Annotated in this window: 16 protein-coding genes; 5 read left to right on the top strand and 11 right to left on the bottom strand. The window is 68.9% G+C overall.

The features are described from left to right. Window position 1 precedes the first annotated feature (1 nt). The 10 genes from OIU93_RS15155 to OIU93_RS15110 all read right to left on the bottom strand — a co-directional run bounded on the left by OIU93_RS15155 (window position 2) and on the right by OIU93_RS15110 (window position 15,632). Complete coding sequence (locus OIU93_RS15155) at window positions 2-3,781, bottom strand: DNA helicase (protein WP_264270896.1); 3,780 nt, start codon at window positions 3,779-3,781, stop codon at window positions 2-4. 402 nt (window positions 3,782-4,183) lie between these two features. Then, window positions 4,184-5,770 (bottom strand): glutamine-hydrolyzing GMP synthase, encoded by a 1,587-nt coding sequence (gene guaA / locus OIU93_RS15150; RefSeq protein ID WP_264270895.1) that lies wholly within the window; start codon window positions 5,768-5,770, stop codon window positions 4,184-4,186. Between the two features lie 263 nt (window positions 5,771-6,033). Further along, on the bottom strand, window positions 6,034-7,836 hold the full coding sequence (locus OIU93_RS15145) for an HNH endonuclease signature motif containing protein (RefSeq protein ID WP_264270894.1): 1,803 nt from the start codon (window positions 7,834-7,836) through the stop codon (window positions 6,034-6,036). A gap of 271 nt (window positions 7,837-8,107) precedes the next feature. Then, window positions 8,108-8,572 (bottom strand): DUF3817 domain-containing protein, encoded by a 465-nt coding sequence (locus OIU93_RS15140; RefSeq protein ID WP_264270893.1) that lies wholly within the window; start codon window positions 8,570-8,572, stop codon window positions 8,108-8,110. Then, window positions 8,569-9,555, bottom strand: a complete 987-nt coding sequence (locus OIU93_RS15135) for an SURF1 family protein (RefSeq protein ID WP_264270892.1) — start codon at window positions 9,553-9,555, stop codon at window positions 8,569-8,571. The genes OIU93_RS15140 and OIU93_RS15135 overlap by 4 nt, the downstream gene beginning before the upstream one ends. Window positions 9,556-9,752: 197 nt before the next feature. After that, window positions 9,753-10,253, bottom strand: a complete 501-nt coding sequence (locus tag OIU93_RS15130; RefSeq protein ID WP_264270891.1) for a PTS sugar transporter subunit IIA — start codon at window positions 10,251-10,253, stop codon at window positions 9,753-9,755. 291 nt (window positions 10,254-10,544) lie between these two features. After that, window positions 10,545-11,690: a GuaB3 family IMP dehydrogenase-related protein gene (locus tag OIU93_RS15125; protein ID WP_264270890.1), complete on the bottom strand. Its 1,146-nt coding sequence runs from the start codon at window positions 11,688-11,690 to the stop codon at window positions 10,545-10,547. Between the two features lie 107 nt (window positions 11,691-11,797). Then, window positions 11,798-13,042 (bottom strand): BtrH N-terminal domain-containing protein, encoded by a 1,245-nt coding sequence (locus tag OIU93_RS15120; protein ID WP_264270889.1) that lies wholly within the window; start codon window positions 13,040-13,042, stop codon window positions 11,798-11,800. A gap of 153 nt (window positions 13,043-13,195) precedes the next feature. Then, complete coding sequence (locus OIU93_RS15115; protein ID WP_264270888.1) at window positions 13,196-14,014, bottom strand: class I SAM-dependent methyltransferase; 819 nt, start codon at window positions 14,012-14,014, stop codon at window positions 13,196-13,198. 163 nt (window positions 14,015-14,177) lie between these two features. Next, a complete protein-coding gene (locus OIU93_RS15110; RefSeq protein WP_264270887.1) occupies window positions 14,178-15,632 on the bottom strand; it encodes a J domain-containing protein in 1,455 nt (484 codons plus the stop codon). A 374-nt stretch (window positions 15,633-16,006) separates the two neighbouring features. Between OIU93_RS15110 and OIU93_RS15105 the strand changes: the two genes are divergently transcribed. The 4 genes from OIU93_RS15105 to OIU93_RS15090 all read left to right on the top strand — a co-directional run bounded on the left by OIU93_RS15105 (window position 16,007) and on the right by OIU93_RS15090 (window position 19,690). After that, window positions 16,007-16,540 (top strand): hypothetical protein, encoded by a 534-nt coding sequence (locus tag OIU93_RS15105; protein WP_264270886.1) that lies wholly within the window; start codon window positions 16,007-16,009, stop codon window positions 16,538-16,540. Window positions 16,541-16,587: 47 nt separating this feature from the next. Then, window positions 16,588-18,219 carry a multicopper oxidase family protein gene (locus tag OIU93_RS15100; RefSeq protein ID WP_264270885.1) on the top strand — a complete coding sequence of 544 codons (1,632 nt, stop codon included), beginning with the start codon at window positions 16,588-16,590 and terminating at the stop codon, window positions 18,217-18,219. A gap of 2 nt (window positions 18,220-18,221) precedes the next feature. Beyond that, window positions 18,222-18,743 carry a signal peptidase I gene (lepB, locus tag OIU93_RS15095; RefSeq protein ID WP_264270884.1) on the top strand — a complete coding sequence of 174 codons (522 nt, stop codon included), beginning with the start codon at window positions 18,222-18,224 and terminating at the stop codon, window positions 18,741-18,743. A 146-nt stretch (window positions 18,744-18,889) separates the two neighbouring features. Next, a complete protein-coding gene (locus OIU93_RS15090) occupies window positions 18,890-19,690 on the top strand; it encodes a DUF427 domain-containing protein (protein WP_264270883.1) in 801 nt (266 codons plus the stop codon). Window positions 19,691-19,723: 33 nt separating this feature from the next. Here the strand turns inward: OIU93_RS15090 and OIU93_RS15085 are convergent, their stop codons facing one another. After that, on the bottom strand, window positions 19,724-20,263 hold the full coding sequence (locus OIU93_RS15085; RefSeq protein ID WP_264270882.1) for an N-acetyltransferase: 540 nt from the start codon (window positions 20,261-20,263) through the stop codon (window positions 19,724-19,726). Between the two features lie 157 nt (window positions 20,264-20,420). Between OIU93_RS15085 and OIU93_RS15080 the strand changes: the two genes are divergently transcribed. Next, window positions 20,421-20,921, top strand: coding sequence for a VanZ family protein (locus OIU93_RS15080; protein WP_264270881.1), 501 nt, complete (start codon window positions 20,421-20,423; stop codon window positions 20,919-20,921). Window positions 20,922-21,252: the final 331 nt, after the last annotated feature.

The raw sequence follows: 21,252 nt of genomic DNA, 5'->3' as shown, positions 1-21,252 counted from the left end.
GCTACGCATCGGCCAGGTCGGACTCCCGGCGTCCGGCATTCCGCGAACCTGCGGTCGATGGGCCGGTGGAGCCGCCGGGGGCTGCGTCGTCGCCCGTGGCTGCGTCAAGCGCCAGGAATCCGGCGAGCTCGTTGGCAACCTTGTCGGGGTCGGAGAACACGTCGATGGTCCACAGCGGCACATAGCGCCAGCCCAGGGCCTCGAAAAGCTGCGGGCGCAGGCGGCTGCGCTCGCGCACCGAGAGTTCCCGGTAGCCCTGGGTGCCGTCGTACACCACGGCCAGCGGCACGGCCGCGCCGTTGCCGGTGACATCCAGCGCGTGTGCGGCGATGTCCAGCACGCCGCGGTAGTGCTGGGTGACGATGGCCCCGCGCTCGGCCAGCCGGGACATCAGGTCGGTGACCAGCGGGTCCTGCAGCGGCGTGGCGGTCGAGGACATGCCCGAATCCCCGCCGAGCACCCGGCCGAAGAGCTCCAGGAAGCGGTAGGCGCCGAAGCGCATGCGCGCCAGATCCATGTCCTGCGGACGCAGCGCCGAGACCAGCACCATCGACTCGCGGGCGCGGGTGACGGCGTTGACGAACAGCTCGTCGCCGCCGGGCTGCGACAGGGCGCCGAAGTCGTGCACCGTCTTGCCGTGGGTGGTGCGGCCGTAGCCCGCCGAGAGGATGATGGCGTCGCGCTGCAGCCCGGCCAGGCGGTCGACGCTGGTGACCAGGAAGCGTTCCTTGGCGGCGCGGAAGTACTTCGTCGCCCAGGGGTGGTTGGGCAGCTGCACGCGGATGCCCTCGGCGATGGCGGCGGCGTGCCGCCGGTTGCCGGCGATGACGGCCAGGGTGGTGTCGCCGCGGCGGGCCAGGTGCGTGAAGACCAGGTCGACGACGCGTTGCACCTCCGCCACGGTGGTCTCGACGGATTCGCCGTCGGCACCCAGGGACCCGGTGCCGTCCGGCACGTACTCGGCCTTCAGCGCCGGGGTGCCGGCCCCCAGCGAGCGGGCGGCGGGCAGCCGGGAGAGCGAACCGGCGTAGAAGTCGTGCGAGAGGGACTCGGTGAGCCCCTCGTCGATGCCGCGGTAGGCGGTGGAGAGCCGGATGAGCGGCAGCACCTCCTGGAGGGATTCCATCGCGGAAATCGGGGCCGACTCGACGCGGGTATGCGCCGTGGGATCCACCGAGACCTCGAACGGGTTCGGGGCGCCCATCATGGTGTCGCCGAACGCGATGACCTGCCCGGAACGCGAAATGGAGCCCAGCACCGAGCGCAGCGAGAGCGAATCGGCATCCAGCAGGATGACCGCGTCGAATTCCATTCCTGCAGGCACGGTGGCGGGGATCAGCAGCGGGGAACCAACCCAGACCGGGCACAGCGAGTTCAGCAGGGAGTCCCCGAGTGCGGCGAGGTCGGCGACGGAGGGCTCGCCGTCCTTGAGCATGGCCCGCAGCTCGCGCGATGCCGCCCGGTGGTCGGCCAGTGCGGCCTTCCACGCCTTGGCCAGGGCCCAGCGCAGGCGCGAGGAGCCGGAGGAAACGTGCGCGGAGTCGGCCAGCCGGTAGTCGGCCTCCAGGCGGCGCAGCTTGTCCCCGTCGTTCATCGCCAGGAAGTCGTCGCCGGAGATCATGGCCTCCAGCGCCGACTGCCACCAGGCCAGGTCCAGCTCCGCGGCGACGGCCTCGGGGGCGACGTTGCGCGACCGGAAGTCGTCCATCAGCTCACCCAGGCCGTGTTCGGCCAGCTGCTCGGTGATCAGCGTGCGTTCGGGCAGCTGGTCCAGTTCGCCCTTGTGCTCCAGCAGCTCGTCCATGCGTTCCTGCAACGTGGTGACCGGCTCGTCGCGCAGGGAGCGGCCGACGGCCTCGGGCAGCAGCGTCGCCAACTTGTCGAGGCGCGAACCGGCGTCCTGGTAGCCGGCGTTGACGTCCAGCAGCCCGGCGGGAACCATCGGGTGGCGCTGGGAGGTGGCGTGGTGGCGCCAGGCCAGGTGCTGTTCCTGGACGGCCTCGAGCGCGGACTGCAGGTCCGAGACGTGCACGCCGGGGCGCACGTAGTCCTTGGCGACCTTGCGCAGCCGCGAGCGGGTCATCGAGCTCATCTCGATGCCGCGCTCCCGGCGCCAGGAGGAGGAGGCGGTGGCGGAGATCAGGTCCTCCACCGACTTGTCGAAGATGTCGGACTCGAACTTGTCCAGCGACGAGCGCACGGCAACCAGCAGGTCCAGCTGCTCGCCCCACTTGTTGTAGGAGTCGGCCAGGCGGATCTCGGAGTGCGCGGCGACCTTGAGCATGTGCTCGCGCAGGATCGGCAGGTCCCGCTGCAGCCCGGTGACCAGGTCAAGGGCGGTGTCGGTGTCGCGCTTGTTGCGCAGCCGCGCCCCGTACCAGGGGCTGGAGGCCGAGGCCCGGACGAAGGCACCGAGCTCCGCGGCGCGCTTGAGCTGCTCGGCGGTGGCGGTGCGGCTGGTGATCGAGTCGAGCACCGAGCGCTTCAGCCGCACCATGGTGGCGGGCGCGGGGTCCAGCGACGTGAGCCGGGCCAGTTCCTGCATGGCCCGGTAGGGCGAGCAGCCCCAGCGGGCGCGGGTGGAATGCAGCGAACGCACGTGGTCAAGCAGGGCGTGGCGGTGTTCGCGCAGCGAGGCGTGCAGCTTGCCCAGCTGCGGTTCGGTGGCGCGCTCGTTGCGCAGGATCGCCCGGGTCAGCAGGTCGCGCAACGCGTCGGGGTCCTCCTCGGGGCTCAGCAGCAGCGCGGTTCCGGCCAGGTCCAGCCCGGCGAAGCGGGCCACGAATTCCTCGGCGCTGGAGCGCCTTTCGGCCACCACCAGCACGCGCTTGCCCGCGGAAGCCAACACGCCGGCGGCGTTCAGCGCCGTCTGGGTCTGTCCGCTGCCGGCCGGGGCGCTGACGGCCACCGACTCCCCCGCCTCGACGAGGTCCAGCACCGCCTGCTGGGACTCGTCGGCATCCAGCAACAGCAGCTCGTCGGCGGGGTTGCGCTCGTCGCTGCTGCGGGCGGGGCGGGTGTGGCCCTTCTTGGCCGTGGAGCTGGAGGAGGTGCCGGGGGCGCGTTCGCCGCGGCTCAGCTCCGCCTCGAAAAGCTTTTCCAGCACGGGGTGCCGCATGTCGATGCTGCCCGGGTCCGCCGGGTCGGCGAGGTCGGCGAAGGTGGAGATCAGCAGGCGGTGGGCGATGACCATGCCGGAGACGTCGGCGACCTGGGTGCGCAGCGCGTCCATCGCGCGGGTCGGGTCGAAGCGGGCGATGGAGTAGGCGGCGGCGTTGATCGCCTCGACGTCGATGTCCAGGCGGTGCTGGCGTCGCAGGTAGCGCAGCAGCGCGGGAGAGAACTCGGCCCGGCCCATGAGCTGGATCTCGAAGTCGTCCTGGTCATCGCGCACCGAGAGCACGATGCGCCCGAGCATGATGGGGGCGTTGAACTGCTCGCTGCGACCCTCGTGCACGGCGCGCCAGTTGGCCTGGCCGGCGGAGAGATAGCCGACGTCGATGCCGCGCTCGTCCCAGAGCTCGCGGATCTTGCCGCGCAGTGCGTCGGCGGTGCGTCGGGCGGAATCGTATTGGTCCGAGTCGCGCAGCAGCGTGGAGAGCCGGGTGCGTCGTCCTGCCAGGAACTGGGCAAGCCCCGAAGGATGCGCGTGGGTGATGTCGATGCTGTTGGACACCGAGGGGGCAAACCGCAGCAACGTGTCGGTTCCCACCCCTGGGCCCAGGGATTCAACCCACGTGGAGACCAATTCATCTGTGTGCTGCTGGTGCTCTGCCACCATTCCGTCCCTTCACCTCTTGCCTGAATGCTGCCGCACCCGCGCGGCGAGTTGCCACGTGGATACATTCAGCCCTTACCAACCTAGTCCAAAACGGGCGCGCGATGACGAACCAAAACACGTTCGGCGCCGGTCTATTCGGCCGCGGGGCCACATTGCGCCGCGCCGGGCCGCCGGCGGGGTTAACCCCGTGCGTCCGCTGGTTGAACAGCCAGTGCGCGGCGACCGCGGCGGCAGCGCCGTAGGCCGACGGAATCCCGGGGGCCGCGGACGGCATACCCCCCCTTGGAAAACAGTTCCGCGTGAACAGTTCCGGGTGAACAGTTTTTCGTGAAAACAGTTCAGGGGGAAGCCCGCGTAGGCTCCCCCCTGAACTTTGCCGCCGGCGCGTCTACGCCGTCGGGCTTACTCCCATTCGATGGTTCCCGGCGGCTTGGACGTCACGTCCAGCACCACGCGGTTGACCCCGTCGACCTCGTTGGTGATCCGGTTGGAGATCCGGGCCAGCAGGTCGTAGGGCAGGCGCGACCAGTCTGCGGTCATGGCGTCCTCGGAGGACACCGGGCGCAGCACGATCGGGTGGCCGTAGGTGCGGCCGTCGCCCTGCACGCCCACGGAGCGCACGTCGGCCAGCAGGACGACGGGCATCTGCCAGACTTCCTCGTCCAGGCCGGCGGCGGTGAGCTCCGCGCGGGCAATCGCGTCGGCCTTGCGCAGCAGTTCCAGGCGCTCCTCGTTGACCGCACCGATGATGCGGATGCCCAGGCCCGGGCCGGGGAACGGCTGGCGCATGACGATCTCGGCCGGCAGGCCAAGCTGCTTGCCCACGGCACGGACCTCGTCCTTGAAGAGCGCGCGCAGCGGCTCGACCAGCTCGAAGTCCAGGTCCTCGGGAAGCCCGCCCACGTTGTGGTGGCTCTTGATGTTGGAGGCACCCTCGCCGCCGCCTGATTCCACGACGTCCGGGTACAGGGTTCCCTGCACCAGGAACTTCACCGGCTGGCCGGAGTCGGCAGCCTCGGCGAGGATCGCGGTTTCCGCTGCCTCGAACGCGCGGATGAATTCGCGGCCGATGATCTTGCGCTTGGTTTCCGGATCCGTCACGCCGTCCAGGGCGGTCAGGAAGCGTTCGCGCTCGTCGGCGATGTAGAGCTTCGCGCCGGTGGCGGCGACGAAGTCCATTTCGACCTGTTCGGCTTCGCCTTCGCGCAGCAGTCCGTGGTTCACGAACACGCAGGTGAGCTGGTCGCCGATGGCGCGCTGCACCAGTGCGGCCGCCACGGCGGAGTCAACGCCGCCGGACAGGCCGCAGATGGCCCGGCCGTCGCCGACCTGGGCGCGGATCTTTTCGACCTGCTCGTCCAGGATGTTGGCAGCGGTCCACGAGCCGTCAAGGCCGGCACCGTGGTACAGGAAGTTCTCCAGCACCTGCTGGCCGTGGGCCGAGTGCTTGACCTCCGGGTGCCACTGCACGCCGTAGAGGCGCTTGGCCTCGTTGGCGAAGGCGGCAACGGGGGCGCCGGCCGTGGTGGCCAGGACCTCGAAGCCCTCGGGGGCCTTGGAGACAGAGTCGCCGTGGCTCATCCAGACGTTCTGGTTTTCCGGGATGCCGGCCAGGATGGAGCGTGCGGCTCCGCTGGAGCTGGCGTCGGTTGCACCGTATTCGCGCAAGCCGGTCTCGGCGACAACGCCGCCGAGGGCGTTGGCCATGGCCTGGAAGCCGTAGCAGATGCCCAGGACCGGCACACCTGCCTCAAAAAGGTCGGCACCGACACTCGGGGCACCGTCGGCGTATACGCTCGAGGGGCCTCCGGAGAGGATGATTGCCGCCGGGTTCTTGGCGAGAATCTGTTCGGTGGTGAAGGTATGCGGGACGATCTCCGAATACACGTTGGCTTCGCGTACACGCCGAGCAATCAGCTGTGCGTACTGGGCCCCGTAATCGACGACCAGAACCGGCTGGTGCTCTGGGGTGCTGGGTGTGTTGGTCACGCGCCTAAGCTTAGCCGCCCGGGGAGCCCGCTTGCATCTTGAAGTGGCCGAGGGTGACGCAAACTACTTTGGGCGTGGCCCCGGCCGCGTCATGTTGGCACTTTGGAGCCTTCCCGCGGCCCATCGGCCCGTGGCCCATCGGCCCGTGGGCCGATGGGCTTGCCGCGGAGGTTGCGACGGAGGTTGCGACGCGGATTTGCGACAGGGATTTGCGGCAGGCGTTGCCGCGGGGATTTGCCGCGGGTGGATCCGTCGGGAAGAACTCAGTCGGAGAACAGCGGCGGGGTGTAGCCGGCGGTGCGCAATTCCGGGTGCCAGAAGAGGTTTCGTTCCGGGTCGCCGCGGGGTTGGCCGGCGTGGGCGATGACGTAGGGAATCCCGTTGATCATCTTCAGGGTGATGAGTCCGGCATGCACCATGAGGTGGTGGTGTTGGCACAGGCTTGCGCCGTTGTCGACGCTGGTCGGGCCGCCTTCCATCCAGGGCACCACGTGGTGGACCTCGGAGGTGGAGGCCGGGCGGTGGCAGCCGGGGATGACGCAGCCCCGGTCGCGGAGGGCGATGGCCTTGCGCTGCGCCGGGGAGAAGCTGCGCGCCTCCCGTCCCAGGTCCAGGATCTCCCCGTCGGTGCCGAGCACTGCGGGGAGAATGTCGCCGTTGCAGGCGAGGCGGCGGATGTTGGCGGCGGAAATCGGGCGGCCGTGGGCGGTGATCCCTGCGTCCTCGCACTGGCCCAGCAGGGCGCGGTAGCCGATCAGCACACCGATCTTCACCGGCATCCCGCCGCTTTGCAGGGGCGCGGAGCCTGAGAGGGCCCCGGAGACCGCAGCGAGGACGGCGTCGAGCAGCAGCTGCGGGGAGGTGCGGCGAGCCGCCTCCGAAGACGAGGCCCCGGGGGTGACGGCAGCAGGCGCGCCGCAGGCCAGTTCGCTCAGGGGCGCCAGGGCCGGGTCGATGCCCAGGGCCAGGGCCCATTCCGGGGCCGGGAGGCCAGCGGTTCCGGGGGCTCCGGTGACCGAGGTGGCCTTGCTGTTGCCGGAGGCCGGTGAGCCCTGTCCGTTTTCCGGGGCCGGAGCGGGGACCGAAGGGGCCGAGGACGCTGTGCCCGGACCCGAAGGGGGTCCGGCGGTGGAAGCGGAGGCGGGCGGGACCCTGTCGGAGCGCGGGTTGCTCCAGGCCTCGGCGAAGGCGAGGAGGATTTCGGAGTCGATGGGGTCGCAGCGCAACAGGTACTCGTCGCAGCCCTCGCGAAAACCGCGATAGACCATGCCGCGCTTGGCGCGGATCTCCTCGTCGGTGATCGGCGCGCCGTTCTCCTGGAGGTAGGCCGTCCAATCCGACAGCGCCTTGTGGCAGCTGCGCGGCGGAGCGGTGCGTGCCTCGTGGGCCAGGGATTCCTCGATGGCGGTGTTCAGGTTCGCCGCGTCGGGTCGGGCGGCAATGCGCGGCCGCAGGGACTCGAGGCGGCCGGCCAGCTGGGCTACGGTCCCCACGTCCGCGCTGCCGTCGGCCGCGGTGCCGGCCAGCACCGGGAAGCTCGGCGCCGCGCCCGCGGTGCCGGCGCCGGACTGCCCGGGTTGCGCGGCTTCGTCCCCGTCGGCGGGAATCGGCGATGCCGGGGCAGGGGCGATGAGCAGCCGGGCACCGGTCAGCCGACTGCGGGCCTCGGTCGCGGAGATGTGCAGGTGCGCCTGCAGGTACTCGGCGGTGTTGCGGTGCACGGCCATGCCGGGGACGAAGCGCTCCGGCGGGGCCGCTGCGCTGCCGTCGGCCAGGGTCCGGGGATCGGCGGCCAGGTCGTCGATGGCCGTGGCGGTTTCCGGGTCCAGCCGGTGGATGCCGGTCGCGTCGGCCTGGAACGTCGCCTGAAGCAGGGCGTAGCCGATGGTGCGCCGGCCGTGCTCGAGAAGGCCCAGCACCATGGCGCTGGAGGCCGCGTCGAGCCCCATCCCGCCGGCCCTTTGCGCGGCGGCCCGAAGCGCCAGCACCGCGGTGGCCAGGTCGCTGACCGCGATGTTGGTGCCCTCGTGCCCTCTCGGGGGGATCGGTGCGGCGGAAGTCCTCATGCCCTAGAGTGTGCGCCACCCACGACCCGGACCGCTGCCGGCACCGACAAATGTGCGGGGAAGTGGATCACGGCGACGTGGGCGGGCCTGCTGGCGCCGAGGTTGATGGATGTCGGCGACGAGGACGGGCGGGGAATGCGTGGGATCGGCGGGGAATGCGCGAGGGGCGGCCTTGCGGATGCGCTGCTGCGCATGCAAAGACCGCCCCTGGCGGTGGCGTGCCGGCGGGTTGGCGCCGGCGGGGGTGCTGCTGGGCGCAGCGCCGCGTGGCCTAGTAGCGCTTGGCGGCCTGCGGGTGGGAGGCCAGCTCGGTCTCCACCTCGCCGTGGACCTTCTTCTCCATGAAGAAGGAGAGCAACGGCACGACGCCGCCCAGGGCGATGGTGATGAAGCGGCTGAAGGGCCAGCGCATCAGCGACCACAGGCGGAAGTCGGCCAGCAGGTAGACGACGTACATCCAGCCGTGGATGATCAGGATGGCCAGCGAGACGTTGACGCCGCCGGCGATGTCGGCCCGGTTGACCAGGCCCACGGCGTTGGAGCCGCCGTCGAGCAGGGTGCCGCCGATGAACAGCTCCAGGTGCCAGAAGTACTTCACGATCATTTCGGCGCAGAGCAGCAGCAGCATCACGCCGGTGGCGTAGGCCAGCACCTTGTAGAAGGTGGCGGCGCCGCGGATCTGGGAGGGGGTGCCGGCAAAGCGGCGCACCTTGGGGGCGGAGTTTTCTTCGGTCACGACTGGTCCTTGTGTTGGGAAGCGCTGGTTGGGGATTCGCGGTTCTGGGGGGCGGGGTTTGCTGACGTGGGGTTCTCGGACGTGGAGCCCGGGGAGACGTGTGCCGGTAAGTCAGAGTCCGGCGCGACGTGTTCCGGGGAGGCAGTGTCCGGGGATGCCGTCGCCGGGTTCTCGTGGTCGAGCTGGCGCTGGTAGACGATCGCCGGGTCCAGGCCCGCGGCAAGCGCGGCGGCATCGGCGATGTCCTCCCGCTGGCGGCGGTAGTCGTCGGCCACCAGCCGGTACCAGAGGAACACCGCGAAGCCGGCGAAGACCACCCACTCGATGCCGTAGAAGATGTTCAGCCAGTTGATCTGACGTTCCTGGGGCTGCGGGCCCACGTCGACCTGGACCAAGCCGGTCGCGGCGGCGGAGAGGTCGGTGCCGTCGGGCCCGGCCACCGTCGAGGCGACGACGAAGCCGCTGTAGGAGGGCACGTCCCAGACGTTGATCAGCTGGGCCACCGACAGCGAGGGGAAGATGCCGTCGCGCGCGTCCTCGGCGATGGGCGCCTCGGTGGGCAGCAGCCGGCCGGTGATCTCCAGCGTCCCTGTCGGGGCGGCGGCGGGGGTTGCGTCGTCGGGCTGCCAACCGCGCACCACCGGGATGGTGTTGCCCGCCGGCGCATCGTCGACCTTGAAGGCCGCGACGACCCAGTAGCCGGTGCGTGAATCCTCGATGCGGTTCTTCACCAGGACCTGCGTGCCGGGCAGAAAGCTGCCGGAGGCGGAGACCATCTGGTCTGCCTCGCGGGCCATCAGGTCGGTGGCGGGCTTCAGGTGGCCGGTGAGCGGAACGACGCGTTCGGTGGTGGTCACCGGGGGCGGGGCCTCGGTCTGCGAGCGGTTGAACTGCCATTGACTCAGCAGGACAAAGCCGGTGGCAACAACGATGGCGCCAACCAAGGCCAGGATCCAACGGGGTTTAAGGGCAGTTTTCAGCACAGTACCACCGTACTTCGATTCGACGTGGAAGAGCCAATGGAACCCCTGGCGCGCACCGCTCGTTCCCGGCGGCGCCGACCGGTGCGCGGGAGGTGCCCGGCGGCGCGTTTCCGCTGGCGACCGGGGGTTCGGTGGTGCCCGGCCAAGGAGGGATCGCGTGATGCCGACGTGGCGCGGATTACACCGCGGGTGACATATCAGACGGTGGAGAAGTCGACGGTGGAGTTGATCAGCTCGGCGATGACCCCGGGGTCGTTGGCGCGGCGCAGGGATTCGCGGAACGACTCCTTGGCCAGCGAGCGGGCCAGCGCGGCGAGCATCGACAGGTGCCCGGAATAGCTGGACGCGGGGGTGGCCAGCAGCAGCACCACGTGCGCTGCTCCGTCCTTGGCGCCGAAGTCCAGGCCGTGGCCGTAGGCCATGACGCCCACGCAGATGCTGGGTGCGGCGACGAAGGAACTGCGGGCGTGGGCCAGGCCGATGCCGCCGGGAAGGCCGGTGGCCAGCTGGTGCTCGTGGCGGTGGACATCGGAGAGGAAGCCGGGCAGGTCCGCGATCCGGCGGGCCGCAAGGAGCCGCTCGGCCAGGACTGCAACCGCCTCGTCGCGGGTGGGGGTGGCCAGTTCAAGGACCACCATGGCGCCGGTGGTCAGCTCGGGGGTTGTCTCGTCTTCCGGCGTCGGCTGGATTGAAGTCATGGGGATCGATTCGAAGGTGGCGGTCAACGGGCGGGATGGGGGGCTGCGCAACCGGCGCTGTGCCCTGGCCTTGTAGCGTACACGGGGGCAGCCGCCCGGCATGCCCGGCGGGGATTGCGGCAGGGGTCGCGGCAGGGGTCGCGGGCAGGGGTCGCGGGCAGGGATTGCGGCAGGGGTCGCAGGCAGATGCGAAACGGCCGGGCGCGGATCGCCCGCTTTCCTGGTGGAAGCGGCGGATCGTGCCCGGCCGTCGTTGGCGCGGTGGGCGCCTGTGGCGGATCGCCGGTGTCGCTAGTCGGCCTCGTAGGGGGAAACCACCATGTCGACGCGCTGGAATTCCTTGAGGTCCGAATACCCGGTGGTGGCCATCGAGCGGCGCAGCGCACCGACGATGTTCGAGGTGCCGTTGGTGTGGCTCGAGGGACCGAAGAGCACCGTCTCCATGGGTCCCACGGTGCCGACCTTGACCCGGTCCCCGCGCGGGCTGTCCTCGTGCGCGGCTTCCATTCCCCAGTGCCAGCCGGCTCCCGGGGCTTCCTGCGCGCGGGCCAGGGCGGTGCCGAGCATCACGGCGTCGGCGCCCATGGCGATGGCCTTGACGATGTCGCCGCTGGTGCCCAGGCCGCCGTCTGCGATCACGTGCACGTAGCGTCCGCCGGACTCGTCCAGGTAGTCGCGGCGGGCCTCGGCGACGTCGGAGATGGCGGTGGCCATCGGCGCGTGGATGCCCAGTGCGCGGCGGGTGGTGCCCGAGGCGCCGCCGCCAAAGCCCACCAGCACGCCGGCGGCGCCGGTGCGCATCAGGTGCAGTGCCGGGGTGTAACCGGCGGCTCCTCCGACGATGACCGGGACGTCGAGCTCGTAGATGAACTGCTTGAGGTTCAGCGGTTCCTGGTTCTTGGACACGTGCTCGGCCGAGACGGTGGTGCCGCGGATGACGAACACGTCAACGCCCGCGGCCACGACGGTCTTGTAGTGCTCCTGGGTGCGCTGCGGGGTGAGCGAGCCGGCCACCGTCACCCCGGCGTCGCGGATTTCCGCCAGGCGCGCGGTGATCAGCTCGGGCTGGATCGGGGCTGCGTACAGCTCCTGCAGCCGTGCGGTGATGGCCGGGTCGAAGTGCCCGCCGTTGGCGGACTGAAGGGCGGCGATCTCCTCGAGCACCTTGGCCGGATCCTCGTAGCGGGTCCACAGCCCCTCGAGGTTCAGCACGCCCAGGCCGCCGAGCTTGCCCAGCGCGATGGCGGTGGCGGGGCTCATCACCGAGTCCATGGGCGCACCCAGGATCGGGGTCTCGAATTTGTAGGCGTCGATCTGCCAGGTCACCGAGACATCCTGCGGGTCGCGGGTGCGGCGGTTGGGAACAATCGCCACATCGTCAAGGGAGTACGCCTGGGCTGCGCGCTTGGAGCGCCCGATTTCAATCTCGTAAGTCACCGCACCACCCTATCAGCCCGCCGGCGGGGGCCGGCTCCCGCCTCACCCGGACCCCGCCCGCGTGACGTGCCCCGATGGGGGGGGCGACGCCGTCCAGGGAGTGGGCTTCAGTGGCCCAGGGTGCCCAGCGTGGTGGCCAGCGCGGTGGCCGCGCGTTCCTCTGCCGCGGCGATGACCTCGAGCTGGTCGGCCAGGGTCGCGAAGTGCGACGAGCGTTCCTCGGGATCGATGGACGGGTCGATGAGGTCGGTGAACACGATCCAGTCCTGGGCCAGGTGCGCGTAGTCGGCGGCGTGGGCGGCCAGCGGCGCGAGCCCGGGCAGCGTGGCGGCCTCGGTGAGGAAGTCCGCGTACTGGCCGCGCAGCGCGCCGAGTCCGCCAAAGCGGGTGTCGGTGAGGAAGCCCAGGACCTGGGACAGCCCGGATTCCAGGCGGGCGGGCTCCTCGAAGATCCGCGTCCAGCCCTTGGCGGTGGTGGTGTCGCGCAGCTTCTGCGCCCAGTTGTCCATCCCGGCCACGCCGAAGTTCTTGGCGAAGTGCGCGGGGATTCCCTCCAGCTCGCTGGTGCCCAGCAGGCGCCCGGTGGTTTGGGCGATGGCCTCGCGCACATTGGCGGCCAGGGTGGCGGCGTCCGGGCCGGTGCTCTCGGGCACCCAGGCCTGCCAGTGCTTGTCCTTCTTGCGGCGGGAGCGGGCCACGGCCAGGTCTTCGGGACTGATGGGGGTCAGCGAGCCGGAGCCGTCGTCGATGAGCAGGTCATCGCCGTGTTCGCCGACGACCACCAGGTCGATGGAGTCGGAGTCCTCCACCACGTCGGCGTCGATCCAGGGCAGGGCTGCGACTGAGGCGCGCACCACCACGGCGCGGCCGGCATCCAGCCCGGCGTCCAGGTAGTCGGCGGCCAGGCGCGCGCTGCCGGTGGTGCGCTCTCTGAGCACGGCCCCGCAGCGGGCCAGCAGGTTGGCGGTGTACGGCTCCGGATGCGCGCGGGTGACCACGGTGGCCGTGGTGACTTCCTCGTAGACGAAGGTGAAGGCCATGAAGCCGATGCCGCCGGCAAGCCCGGCCAGCAGCGCCTCGCTCATCGGCTCGCCGGTGAGCGGGTGGGTGACCCCGGCCTGGGTGAGCACGCGGTGCCAGAGCCCTGCATCGTACTGGACGACGTTTTCCGGGGCAGGGTACTCGGGCAGCTCCGCTTCCTCTGCTGCAGCAGCCGCGGCGGCGGCGTCCTGGGCGCTGGCCGGGCGGGTGGGCTTGGCGGCGAGGATCGCCTTGCGGGCGGTGGTGTAGCTTTCACCGGTGCGGTCCATGCGGGTGCGGACAAGCTTCTTCAGGTTCTTCGGTTGGGCCACGGTGTGCTCCTTATGTGTTGCGTGTGCGTGCAGGCGCGGGTTTCTCCCGCACGCCGCAGTGGGCAGCGCCAGTGAAACATTCTACGTGGGGCGGACAGGACCCCGGCACCGCGGCCCGCGCGGAAAGCAGCACCTCCGCTGCGGATTCGACCCCTAGACGTGGCGCACGGCAACCATCAGCCGGGGCACCAGGGCGCCGGACTTCACTGCCGCCACCAGGTTTCCCATCCTGTCCGCCGGGTCCGCGCCCAGCAGGATGGGGGCGGCCAGGGGCGAAGGGGAGCGCCTGGAGGCTGCGTCGGCATCGGCCATGTGCTTGAGCACCGCGGCGCTGCGGTCGGTGTTTTCGGTGATGATGAACCCGGCCGCGCGGAGGTGGTCGAGGTAGCCCTCCTCGGTTTCCACATAGGACGCCGATGCGGCGTCGGCCCACGGCATGGGGTAGCCAACGGTGTTGGTGCCCATCAGGTCGTAGACCGCGAACACTCCCCCGGGCCGCAGCAAGCGGTGCACCTCGGCGAACACCGCCGGCTTGTCGGCCACATTCATGCCCACGTGCAGCATGGTTGCCGCGTCGAAGGAGCCGGCGGGCAGGCCCGTCTTGTGTCCCGGGGCAACCAGCATGGTGATGGAGCCGGCCATGGCGCAGGCGGCGTCAAGCTCCCTGGCCAGGACGACGAATTCCTCGGTGACGTCCACGCCGGTGACCACCGCACCCAGGTGCGCAAAGTAGCGCGCGGGGCCGCCGATGCCGCTGCCCACATCCAGCACCCGGGTTCCCAGCCCGATGCCCGCCGCCTGTGCCACCGCCGCGGTGGCGGCCCTGCCGCCGGTGTGCAGGTGGTCGGCTTCGCCGAGCTCTTCCGGTTGCAGGACCTCCGGTTCCAGCCCCGAGTCCCGCAGTGCGGCATGCAGCCGCTCGCGCAGGTTCCCCGTGGTGTAGCGGCTGATGGACTGCTCGGTGTCGCTCATCGCTGACTCCTTGCGACGTATGGGGGCGCACACCGCCCGCTTCTTCGCGGCCTGGCGTACCCATGGGGGGGGTCTTTCCCATGATAGGCCCGGGGCACCGCCGCGTCACCGGTGGGCTGTACCCCAATTGGCGCTGTGCCCGGCGGGCCGGGGGCCGGCGCGACTACGGGAGCAGGCGTTCGCCCCTGCCGAAGCCAAGCACCAGGGCCGAGAGGGCCTGCCGGTCAACGACGTTCGGCTCCCCTGCGGCCAGCCAGTCCCCCACTTCCCGCAGGGCCATCTGGGCGGTGGCCAGCCGCGGGAGCTGGCCGGCGGCCTGGTTGTTGGTGAGCATGGCCGCCCCGTCGCTGGCGTGGAACACCGTCCAGCCGCGCACCTGGAGTTCGGGAAACAGCCTGCGGTATCCGGCCACGGCCAGCGGGAACCGGTTCCCGATGTCCGCCGGGTCTCGGCCGGGGCGTTGTGCCAGCAGCCTGCCCTGCCACCAAAAGTACTGGCCGCCGGGACAGTGGATGGATTCGAGTAGGGCCAGGCGGTTGCCGCAGAGCACGCCGTGGCCCACCTGCCGGTTCGGGTCCCCGGGGAATGCCAGCGGGTGGATCGTGCGGCTCCCGGGCAGCCGGTCCAGGTGCGCCAGCAACTGGCCGGTGAGTAGTTCCGCGGTGTCCAGGGACGGGCCGAACTCCCAGCCCGTGCGCTGGCGCACCTGTTCCGGATCCAACAGCCTCTTGGCCCGGGGGCGCCGTGGCGGGGCGGTCGTCGCCCGGAAGGTTTCGACGCCCACCAAGTAGGCGCACAACCAGCCCAGCGGAACGGGGTTGACATTGGGTCCTCCGGCGAGCGCGGGAACCAGCAGTCCGCCGGCGTAGGCGAGGAACAGGACGTAGGGAACGCTCGGCCAGGGTCCTGCGCGACCGCCGGCCCGTGCCCAGGCACCCAGCAGCGCCGGCACCGGAACCAGGAGCACCAGCAGCAGGACGGTTGCCGCCGGTGCCCGGTTCCCCCGCGCCACGATCGCCGCGGGCACGCAGGCCAGCAGCATCACGATGGCCAGCAGCAGCCACGCACCGATCCGCCCCCATCCCGGCCCCCGCCGCCCGGGCTCGCGGATCCGCAGTGGCGGGTAGTCCCGCTGGTGCCAGCGCATGGAGGAGAGCCTGATCTCGCTGAGCGCGAAGACGTCCAGGCCCGCCAGGTGCGCGGGATCCTGGTGGGCAAACCAGCGCGCGTTGGCCCGGGCGCAGGCTTCGCGGCGGGCCTTGGCCTTGTCGCGTTCGCGCTCCCGGCGGATCGCCTCGGCCGCGGCGGAACGCGCCCGGTTCTGCGCCCCGGCATCCCGGACTCGCTGCCCGTCCTGCCTAGGGTCGGCTTCCGCCCGGTCCCCGCGGATCCCGCCGGCGGTTCCCACGCCCAGGCCGAGGGTCGCGTCGTAGGCGGCACGCAGCTTCTCATCCTGCAATACCCGCAGCGCCTCGTTCAGGGCCTTGGCCAGTTCCTCGTTGCCCGTGGAAGCGTCGGGATGGTGTTCGCGCATTTGGGCGCGGTGGGCTGCCTTGATCACGGCCAGCGGCGCAGAGGAGAGAACCCCCAGAAGCGCATAGTGACTGGCCCCGTTCATGTTCCCGCACCCCATTGGCCACTGCATCCCCAATAGACCATGCCGCCCCAAGCCCCCCGTTCGCGGTCCCCAAGACCGGAGTGTTGCATCCGTGATGTTCACCCGAACCTACCAACATGCGGCGCATTTGTTTAGGGTTGCCGGCCATTGTCATTTTCGGCGGGCGATCCGGCCCGACGGCGCAATGCAGGCACCGGCGGAACAGGCCGCCGGGGCGCCTGCCCAAGTGGATGCCGCAGACCGGGTGGATTGCTGCACCATTGGCCGCCGGACGCGCAAGGGCATGTCGCGGGAATGGTGCGGCGTGGCCACCGATCCAGCTTGTGACTAGGTGCTCAAGGTTTTCCCAAGGTTACTTTGGACAATGTGTGGACATGGGTACTGTTGCGGTTCGAACGCTGAGGCCGGCAACGGCCACACGTCGCTACCTCATGGTCATCCCCCTCGGGTTGTTGTGCTTGCTCGCCATCGGACTTGGCTACTCGCTCAACACGGCCAAGACCGCTCCAAGTGTGCAATTGGGTGCACCGGCGGAGATTCCAGGGGGCATCGCCATGATCACGGGCATTGTCCCGTTGGAGGTGGACGGATGGCAACCGCCCTCCCCCGTGGCGGCCCTGCAGCAAGATGCACAGGTCGGCACCCACCGGGTGCGCGTCGAAATGCAGTTCACGGCCCTGGACCCTGCCGGTACCCGGCTGGATCCGGCAAGATTCATCGTCGACGGACTCGGATCGGGCCAACCGGTCCCGCTGTGGTCCTCTCCGGATGCAGCCTTTGTCCAAGAAGGTGAATCCGTGCGGGCCACCATGGTCTTCGAACTGCCGGACAAGGCTGTTGCCTTGGTGCTCGAAGGCCCTGACGGTGGCCGCCTTTCGCTGGGGAAGGAACACCATTCAGGCGGTTGACCGCCTGACTTTCACGAAACACCAGTAAGAAACTTGGGGTAATTGCAATGTCCATTTCCAGAAGGGAATTGATCCAACTAGGCGGCCTTGGGGGCCTGGGGATCATCGGTGCGGGTCTGGTGACGGTGCCGATTTCCACCGTCTCCGCCAAGTCCGCGAGCCAACTGCGCGCCGGTGACATGCCCAAACCGTACGCGGCCGCGTTCGCCAGGCCTCCGGTCCTGCATCCATCATCCGTCTCCACCGGAGTCGACGGCGCCAAGGTGAACCACTACCGGATCAGCATGCGCCAGGCTGTCGCGCAGATCCTCCCGCGCCAGACCACCAATATCCTCGGCTACAACGGCATCTTTCCCGGCCCCACCATCGAGCTGGACCAGGGCACCCGTGCGGTGGTGCACATGCGCAACCACATGCCGAAGAACCACCCGACGTTCGGCCACCTGTTGGCGACCTCCACGCACCTGCACGGTTCGGCGTCATTGCCGCAATATGACGGCTACGCCAGCGACGTGACGCTGCCGGGGTTCTACAAGGATTACTACTATCCCAATTCCCAGGCCGCACGCTCGCTCTGGTACCACGACCACGGTGTCCACTTCACGGCGCAGAACGTCTATTCGGGCCTCGCCGCGCTGTACATCATGCACGACGCGACGGAGCGGGAGCTGTTGCCGCAAGGCGCCTTCGACGTGCCGTTGATCATCAGCGACGCCATGTTCGCCGCCAACGGCGCCCTGGCCTACGACGACCGGGACCATTCCGGTCTGTGGGGCGACGTGATCCTGGTCAACGGCAGGCCCTGGCCGGTGATGAAGGTCCAGCCGCGGGTGTATCGCTTCCGAGTGCTCAACGCATCCATCTCACGCTCATATCGGCCAACGCTGAGCACCGGGGACCCCATGTACGTGGTGGCCACCGACGGCGGGTTGATGCCGCGGAGCCAGGCCGTCAAGTACTGGCGCCACGGGATGGCCGAGCGATACGAGGTGCTGATCGACTTCAGCAAGTACAAGCCCGGGCAGCGCATCCAATTGCGGAACCTGTCCAATGCGAACAACCGGGACTATGACAACACGAACAAGATCATGGCCTTTGATGTCGTCGCACCCCCGAGTGAAACGGAGATGAAGCTCGATCCGAAGTGGAACTTCATTCCCACCACGCTGGCGGACAGCCACGTGATGGGACTGACCAAGGATGATGCGGAGGAAAAGCGCTACTTCCGGGTGCAGCGCGACGACGGGGTCGAACCCTGGACCATCAACGGAGTGACCTGGGAGGACGTCATCGCCAGCAACTTCAAGCTCGCCAGCGCGGATCCCAAACTGGGCTCCGTGGAGATCTGGGAAATCGAGAACAAGTCCGGCGGCTGGTTCCATCCGGTCCACATCCACCTCATCGATTTCCAGATCCTTAGCCGCAACGGCAAGCCGCCCGCGGCCTGGGAACGGGGCCCGAAGGACGTGGTGTACATCGGAGAAAACGAGAAGGTCAAGGTCATCATGAAATTCGGACCGCACATGGGCCGATACATGGTGCATTGCCACAACCTCCCGCACGAGGACCATTCCATGATGTTCCAGTTCCGGGTGGGCCTGGGCGAAATGGATGAGGATGTCAATGACCCGATCCTTGCCGCACCGTGCCAGTTCGACACCGAAACCGGAGATGACTGAGCGTGGCCATCACGGACCGCCCCGGCGCGCCCGCCGCCCGCCGGCGGCGCCGGGTCAGGTTCACCGCCATCGCCGCCGCAGTGTTTGTGTTGGTGGCCCTGGCCTGCCGGCTCTGGATCCTGGAGCCGGTGGCGGTCCGGTCGGACAGCATGGAACCCACGGTGAAGGCCGGCAGCCTGGTGTTTGTCTTCAAGCCGGGGCCGGAGCTCTCGGGCGTGCATCCGGGTGATCTGGTGGTCTTCGCCTCCCCGGTGGACGGAACTCCCCTGATCAAGCGGGTCGTTGCCGTCGGGGGGCAACAGATCGAGGTCCAGGACGCGGTGCTGTATGTCGATTCGTCCCCGGTGGACGAGCCGTTCGTGGACCTGGCCACCATCGACGGGACCTACTACCCACGCACCGACGTTCCCGACGGGACCGTTTTCGTCATGGGCGACAACCGAGAGCGATCGATCGACTCACGGGACTATGGACCCGTTTCGCTCGAGGACATCGACGGGCTGGTCCTCGGAGCCAGGCACTGAGCCGCAATTCCCCCAGGTCCGCCTGTTCCCCGTCCGTGGCGGACCTGGCGGAGGCGATGTCACCCGAACATCCCTCTGCCATGGCCTCGGCTTGCGCACGCATCCCGCTCATTGACCGCGCCCCGGGCCGGGCGCATACTGGCGCCGTGGCCACTCGAATTTCACACCTGTTCAAACAGTCATTCTCCGCCTTGCGGTACGAACCGTCAGCCAAGAGGATCCGCGCGGCCCTCGGCGGCCAACCCGTCGCGGACACCACGCACGCACTGCTCGTCTGGGAACCCCGGCGCATTGTGCCGATCTACGCCGTACCCGAATCCGACGTCCTGGCCGAGCTCACCGAATCCGCTGCCGAGGTCTCCCGCGTTCCGGAGGAAGCGAAGGTACTAACCCCCGATGACGCCTTTGCCCTGCACACCGCGGAGGGCACCGCACTGGATGTCCGGGTGTCCGGGCATGCAGCGGATGCCGCAGCCTTCCGCCTTGCGGATCCCGACTTGGACGGCGCCGTGCTCCTGGACTTCTGGGCCTTCGACTGGCTTGAGGAAGACCAGGACATACATGCCCACCCGCGTGACCCGTTCCACCGGGTCGACATCGTTCCCTCCAGCAGGCATGTGCGGGTGGAACTCGATGGCATGGTGCTGGCCGAATCCGCCCACCCGGTCATGCTCTTTGAGGGATCCCTTCCACCGCGCTACTACGTGAAGCCCGAGGAGGTGAGGTGGGACGCGCTGGTGGCCACCAAGACCATGAGCATGTGCCCGTACAAGGGAACCGCCAACTACTGGGCACCTGCAAGCGGGGGAAAGAACGTGGCATGGAGCTACGCGAAGCCGTTGCCCGAGTCCGCCGCACTGGCCGGGCTGGTCTGCTTCTACAACGAGCGCACCGATTTCCTGGTCGACGGAAAACGCCTCGGACGACCAAAGACACTCTTCGACTAGGCTCGTCCCCCGGAATCCGTGACGGAGGAGGACTCAATCGAAGCCGATGCGGAAGCGGCGCTCCATCAGGGGCGGGGTGAATCGCGGGTCTTCCTTGGTGATCCCCGTGTCCCGCCACCCGTGGCGCAGGTACAGGTCCATGGCCCGCTGGTTTCCCTCGGCGACCCACAGATAGGCCTCGGAGTATCCTCGCACGCGCAGCCGGCCGGCCGCCTCATGCAGGAGCACGGTACCCAAACCCCTGCCCCAGCACTCCGGAAGCAGGTTCAGCGCATAGAGTTCTCCGGTGCTCGCTGCAGCTTCGTCCCGCGGCACCCCGAACTGGCAAAACCCCACCACGTCCCCGCCAACCACAGCGACTATCGGGCGGGAAACTGTTCCCCGGGCCAAGGTCCGCGCCCAACTCCGGGCGATGAGGTCCACGTCCATGCTCTCCAGGAATGCGGCATCGATGATGCCCGCGTAGGCTGCGCGCCAGGCCGCAACCAGGGCCCGGGCGATGGCAGCGGCATCATCCTGGACCGCATCGCGAACCGCGACGACGGGCGTATTCGGTTTCGCGACTGGCTCCATGCCCGTCATCTTAGTGGGTGACTTTCCCGGTCCATGCGTCCGGCCAATCCCCCGCAAAATCCCCGGCGCACGGCCCTGCCGTAGAATTGCCGGGATGCCTTCCCGCAATCCGTACGGACGTCCTCACGCCCGCAACCACCCCATCCGACTGAGCCACATGACCAAGCCACATTTCCATTTCACTGTGTTCCTCGCCGCCGCATATCTGCTGGCTTTGGCAATGATCGCCTTTTGGCCGACGCCGGTGGATCGTCCTGTCAGCGGAAGCCTGAGCAGTATCATCGGGTGGCTGCACGCCCATGGTATGCCCTCGTTCTTCGGATACAACAAGTTCGAATTCGGCGCGAACATCCTGCTTTTCATTCCATTCGGTTATATCGCTGCGGCATGGACCAGGAAATGGTGGCACCCGCTGGCCGCGGGCTTCGCCGCGTCCTGCCTCATCGAGCTCGGCCAGGCACTGCTGCTGCCCAACCGCTTCGCCTCGCTCCTGGACATTGTGGCCAACACCGTGGGTGCCGCAGTGGGCACCTTCATCCTTGTCTTCCTGCACGCACGGCATGCGGAACCGCGACGCGATTCCCCGCCGGCCACCGAGCATGGACTGGGCACCCATCCCGATGACGAGATGGCCGGGAACCCGCCGGTCGGCCGGTGATTCCGGCAGCACACCAAGGCCCTGGCCCAAAAAGGAAGGGCAGGGCTTCACCGACTTGTCAGCGAAACCCTGCCCGGAGTGCCTGCAGCTTGGGGTCTGCGGCGTATCTCCCTTGGAAGGAACTGGAACTTGGGGGTAACCAGATCCTTCCGAAACGGTCCCGCACTTGGGGGAGGCAGGACCGGTAGTCAAGTGTACCCACGCCATATAGCCTGAAGTTACGACAGACAGAACGCCAGGATCCCCGGATTGTCGGGGATCCTGGCGTTTTTGGTTCCGGTTCTCTGGCTACTTTCTGTGGTTTTTGATGTGGTGGTCGATGAGGTCCATG

The sequence above is a fragment of the Paeniglutamicibacter sp. ZC-3 genome (assembly GCF_025847175.2).
Taxonomy (GTDB): domain Bacteria; phylum Actinomycetota; class Actinomycetes; order Actinomycetales; family Micrococcaceae; genus Paeniglutamicibacter; species Paeniglutamicibacter sulfureus.
The sequence above is the reverse complement of the archived record's forward strand: the minus strand, read 5'-3'. Positions and strand labels throughout refer to the sequence as shown.